Source organism: Mycobacterium sp., assembly GCF_050701675.1.
In the GTDB taxonomy this organism is placed as follows: domain Bacteria; phylum Actinomycetota; class Actinomycetes; order Mycobacteriales; family Mycobacteriaceae; genus Mycobacterium.
This window is the reverse complement of the sequence record NZ_JBOGDD010000811.1, coordinates 1-4,971: the sequence shown is the minus strand read 5'-3', so window position 1 is coordinate 4,971 and position 4,971 is coordinate 1. Positions and strand designations below refer to the sequence as shown.

Annotated in this window: 6 protein-coding genes; 4 read left to right on the top strand and 2 right to left on the bottom strand. The window is 64.5% G+C overall.

Annotation, left to right across the window (positions count from 1 at the left end; genetic code table 11):
- On the top strand, window positions 1–479 hold a 479-nt coding region (locus tag ACRDUX_RS24860), incomplete at its 5' end, for an adenylate/guanylate cyclase domain-containing protein (protein ID WP_526417518.1).
- Between the two features lie 9 nt (window positions 480–488).
- The gene (locus ACRDUX_RS24855; protein WP_526417516.1) at window positions 489–1,307 is read left to right on the top strand and encodes a rhomboid-like protein; all 819 of its coding nucleotides are present in this window, start codon (window positions 489–491) and stop codon (window positions 1,305–1,307) included.
- On the opposite strand, the gene ACRDUX_RS24850 is transcribed toward ACRDUX_RS24855, so the two are convergent.
- Both ACRDUX_RS24850 and ACRDUX_RS24845 read right to left on the bottom strand, forming a co-directional pair.
- Window positions 1,291–1,722 (bottom strand): DUF6632 domain-containing protein, encoded by a 432-nt coding sequence (locus ACRDUX_RS24850; protein WP_526417514.1) that lies wholly within the window; start codon window positions 1,720–1,722, stop codon window positions 1,291–1,293. The two genes, ACRDUX_RS24855 and ACRDUX_RS24850, sit on opposite strands and share 17 nt — an antisense overlap.
- A gap of 136 nt (window positions 1,723–1,858) precedes the next feature.
- A complete protein-coding gene (locus tag ACRDUX_RS24845) occupies window positions 1,859–2,773 on the bottom strand; it encodes a LysR family transcriptional regulator (protein ID WP_526417512.1) in 915 nt (304 codons plus the stop codon).
- A 184-nt stretch (window positions 2,774–2,957) separates the two neighbouring features.
- Between ACRDUX_RS24845 and ACRDUX_RS24840 the strand changes: the two genes are divergently transcribed.
- Together ACRDUX_RS24840 and ACRDUX_RS24835 are read left to right on the top strand one after the other, a co-directional pair.
- Window positions 2,958–4,586 (top strand): aromatic/alkene/methane monooxygenase hydroxylase/oxygenase subunit alpha, encoded by a 1,629-nt coding sequence (locus ACRDUX_RS24840; RefSeq protein WP_526417510.1) that lies wholly within the window; start codon window positions 2,958–2,960, stop codon window positions 4,584–4,586.
- Window positions 4,587–4,655: 69 nt separating this feature from the next.
- The coding region (locus ACRDUX_RS24835; protein ID WP_526417508.1) for a 2Fe-2S iron-sulfur cluster-binding protein at window positions 4,656–4,971 on the top strand (316 nt) is incomplete at its 3' end.

Sequence of the window (4,971 nt, the reverse complement as noted above, 5' to 3'; positions counted from 1 at the left end):
GCGTGAGCCAAGTGACGGAACCGCCCATCCTCGAAGCCGGTGGACACATCGTCAAGAGAATGGGTGACGGCGCGATGGCGGTGTTCACCGATCCCGCCACCGCCGTAGGCGCCGTCCTTGCTGCGCTGGATGCCGTCAAATCCGTTGAGGTGGGCGGCCATACGCCGTTGATGCGGGCAGGTATCCACACCGGGAGGCCGCAGCGAATTGGTTCGGACTGGCTGGGCATCGACGTCAACGTCGCGGCTCGGGTGATGAACCGCGCCACCAGGGGTGGACTGGTCGTGTCGAACGTCACCCTGGAGGGAATCTCCGCCGAGGACTTCGAATCTTTGGGCATCACGACGAAACGCGTACGCAAGCAACTCTTCTCGGCGAGGGTTCCCGGAGTTCCCGATGACCTCACCATGTATTGGGTGAAGATTCGCAGTGATCTGCCAGGGGCGGATGCCCTGAACGGGGAGGCGTCGGGGGCATAGTCGGTCCCGATGGCATTCGGACTGTTGTCTCGGTTGGCCCGGGTACGGGTGACCATGGTCTACGCCATCGTGCTGGTGGTCGTCACGACGACATTGCTGAAGCTCGGTCCCGGCGTCCAGGGTCGGGTGTTCCAGCACGCCAGTACCAATCTGCACAACCTGAGCCACGGGCACGTCGGCACGCTTCTCGGCAGCGCCTTCGTGGTCGACGCCGGGTCGATGTACGTCTGGCTGCCCGGTCTGGTGTGCCTGCTCGGGGTCGGCGAGCTCATCTGGCGCAGCGGACGGCTCCTGGTCGCGTTCGCTGTCGGCCACGTCGGCGCCACTCTGCTGGTGGCCTCCGGCCTCACTGCCGCGGTTCGGTTCGGCTGGCTGCCCCTCTCCGTCAGTAGGGCGATCGACGTCGGCACTAGCTACGGCGCGACCTCCGTGCTCGGCGCCCTCACCCCGGCGGTACCCACGCGCTGGCGGTCGACGTGGATCGGATGGTGGCTCGCGGTCGCAGCGGTGGTCATCGCCGGCGGCACGGACTTCACCGGCGTCGGTCACGTGGTGGCGCTGATTCTCGGCATGGTGGTGGCGACTCGCTTCGGCCGTCCGCGACGGTGGACGCCCGCACGGGTGGCACTGCTCGCCGTCGGCGGGTCATTCGGCTATTCGATCCTGGTCGGCAGCGGGGGCGCCATGGTCTTGGCAACGGCCGCCGGCCTGGCAGGCGGTGCGCTCGGCACGGTGGTCGCGCTGCTCCATTCACTCCTTCATCCGCGGTCGCCGATTCATCCACCCGAGGTGGACTTGACGGCGTCCCCGGTCAGTCTCCGCGAATAGCTTCGTACGCATGTGTCGATGGGCGTGGTTGCGTGATCCCGGAGGTCAGTACGAGAACCGACAGCACGATGGCAGCGAGAAGCAATGCCGGGACATCTCCCCACAGATGTCCCATGTGGTGACCGCCGCCGAATGATTGCACCGCCATGATTGCGGCGTGGACGACGCTCGAGCACACGGTGAACCAGATGAGGCTGACATTGGCCTCGGGGCGACGAGCCGCGTTCCACAGGAAGACGCCAAGCGTCGCGTACAGGCCGACGATCATCATGAAGTAGTCGGACTGATAGGGAGCGTCGGGATGCCACGCCCACCCCGACGGCCACACCACGGCTAGCGGGTAGAGAAGAATCATCACCGCGCCGAAGACGACGAGCGCGATCTGAAGAAGTCTGTAGCGGTATGAGGATGCCATTGCGTGCTCCAAGAGATATGGGCCTTGATACGGCGTTGCCAGGATCTCCATGTCGTACGTGAAGTCATGGTACACCTGGTAGCGGTGACTCAGGCCAGATTTGCCCAACCCCGCGGCTGGCTTCTACGCTTCGCCCTCACGTCGTCGGGCGCGGCCAATCCTGCTGCGCCACCTCGTGTTTGCGTGGGCGTAGACGGTCGAGGATCAATCTGAGCGGTGGCCAGTTCGCCCGTCCGCGCCGGGTCACCGCATATGCCGTCAGGACGACGCTCGGATCGGTGAGTCGCAAGACCTTGATGCCGGCTCTGGTGGGCCGGCTCAACGGCAACAGTCCAACGCCGTAGCCGCCGAGAATGAGGTCCTCGACCAGGTCGAGGCTGTCGATCTCGTGGGCGATGCGCGGTGTGAAGCCGGCCAGGCCGGCCAAGGTGCGGACTGCGCCTTCGTCAGCCGTGTTGCGTGAGTTGACGATCCAGGTGGAGTTCCCGTGGGTGCGCAGGTCGGCGCGGTCGCCGGTGCTGCCGTCATCGGGAACCCCCAACCCCCACGGGGTCGACCACAAGGCTTGGGCATCCAGAACGGAGTCGGGGGAGGCGGGGGCCAAGTTGTAGTCGTAGGTCAGTGCGAGGTCCAGATCATCGTCGACGAGGAGACGGAACGCTTCAATGGGTTCGTACTCGCTGATGCGGACGTCGATGTGCGGATGCTCGGAGGCAAGCTCACCGAGAATCGGGAGCAGCGACACGCGAACGCCGGTGGCGAACCCGCCGACGCGGACGGTGCCCACCGGTTCGGCTTCCGGATTGAGATCCGCGCGAGCCGCGTCGACCGCGGCCAGTATGGACACCGCGTGGTCGGCCAACCGCCGGCCGGCCGGCGTGAGACGCACCCGCCGTCCGTCGGGCTCGATGAGCTGCTCGCCGGTCTCCTTGGCCAGAGCGGAGATCTGTTGAGACACCGTCGACGTGGTGAGGTTGAACGCCTCGGCCACTCGCCGCATCGACCCAAGCCTGGAGAGCGCCAACAGAAGGCTCAGACGTCGCGTGTCCACAACGGCATTGTCCGCGATTCATGAACGGATCGAATGCGATCGACCGATACGCCGGCACGGTCAGCGGCACCAGTGTGATCTGCATCTCAAACTGAGACGCAAATGAGCCAGCTCAGGCGGTTCCATGGGTCTCGCATCGCCCCCAGCCCGGCGGGCGAATGGCCCATCTATCAGGAGGCTCGAGTTGAGCAGACAAAGCCTGACCAAGGCGCACGCGAAGATCAGCGAACTCACTTGGGAGCCGACGTTCGCAACCCCGGCCACCAGGTTCGGCACCGACTACACGTTCGAGAAGGCGCCGAAGAAGGATCCGCTCAAGCAGATCATGCGGTCGTACTTCCCGATGGAGGAGGAGAAGGACAACCGCGTCTACGGAGCCATGGACGGCGCCATCCGCGGCAACATGTTCCGGCAGGTGCAGCAGCGCTGGCTCGAATGGCAGAAGCTGTTCCTGTCGATCATCCCGTTTCCCGAGATCTCGGCGGCACGGGCGATGCCCATGGCGATCGACGCGGTGCCCAACCCGGAGATCCACAACGGGCTCGCCGTGCAGATGATCGACGAGGTACGGCACTCGACGATTCAGATGAACCTCAAGAAGCTGTACATGAACAACTACATCGATCCCGCCGGTTTCGACATGACCGAGAAGGCGTTCGCGAACAACTACGCGGGCACCATCGGCAGGCAGTTCGGCGAGGGGTTCATCACCGGCGACGCCATCACGGCGGCCAACATCTATCTGACCGTGGTCGCCGAAACCGCGTTCACCAATACACTTTTCGTGGCCATGCCCGACGAGGCTGCCGCCAACGGCGACTACCTGCTTCCGACGGTGTTCCACTCGGTGCAGTCAGACGAGTCCCGCCACATCTCCAACGGCTACTCGATACTGCTGATGGCCCTGGCCGACGAACGCAACCGCCCCCTGCTGGAGCGCGATCTGCGATATGCGTGGTGGAACAACCACTGCGTGGTCGACGCCGCGATCGGTACCTTCATCGAGTACGGAACCAAGGACCGTCGCAAGGACCGCGAGAGCTACGCCGAGATGTGGCGACGGTGGATCTATGACGACTACTACCGCAGTTACCTTCTGCCACTGGAGAAGTACGGTCTGACCATTCCGCACGACCTGGTCGAGGAGGCGTGGAAGCGCATCACCGAGAAGGGTTACGTGCACGAGGTGGCACGGTTCTTCGCCACCGGTTGGCCGGTCAACTACTGGCGCATCGACACCATGACCGACACCGACTTCGAGTGGTTCGAGGACAAGTACCCGGGCTGGTACTCCAAGTTCGGCAAGTGGTGGGAGGCGTACAACCGGCTGGCGTACCCGGGCCGCAACAAGCCCATCGCCTTCGAGGAAGTCGGCTACGAGTACCCACATCGCTGCTGGACGTGCATGGTGCCCGCCCTCATCCGCGAGGACATGGTCGTCGACAAGGTGGACGGCCAATGGCGAACGTACTGCTCGGAGACCTGCCACTGGACGGACGCGACGGCGTTCCGCGACGAATACGAGGGCAGGCCGACGCCGAACATGGGGCGGCTCACGGGCTTCCGCGAGTGGGAGACGCTGCACCACGGCAAGGACCTCGCCGACATCGTCAGCGACCTCGGCTACGTCCGAGACGACGGCAAGACGCTGGTCGGTCAGCCGCATCTGAATCTGGACCCCAAGAAGATGTGGACGCTCGACGACGTTCGGGGCAACACGTTCAACAGCCCGAACGTGTTGCTCAATCAGATGACCGAGGACGAGCGGACCGCGCACGTTGCGGCGTACCGCGCAGGCGCAACACCGGTCTGATCCCGACCCGGTGGGTGGCACCAGCGCACGTCGCGGTGCCACCCGCCGTCACCAACAGGAAGCATCGCCATGGCGGAATCGCACAAGATCAGCTTCGACCCCGTGAACATCGACATGGAGGTGAGCGAGGACGAGAACATCCTCGACGCCGCCTTCCGGCAGGGCATCCATCTCATGCACGGGTGCCGCGAGGGCCGCTGCTCGGCCTGCAAGTCCTACGTTCTCGACGGCGACATCCAGATGGAGAACTACTCGACGTTTGCGTGCAACGACTCCGAGGTCGACGACGGCTATGTTCTGCTGTGCCGGTCTCGTGCGTTCAGCGACTGCACCATCGAACTGCTGAACTTCGACGAGGACGAGCTCCTCGGCGGGATCCCCATCC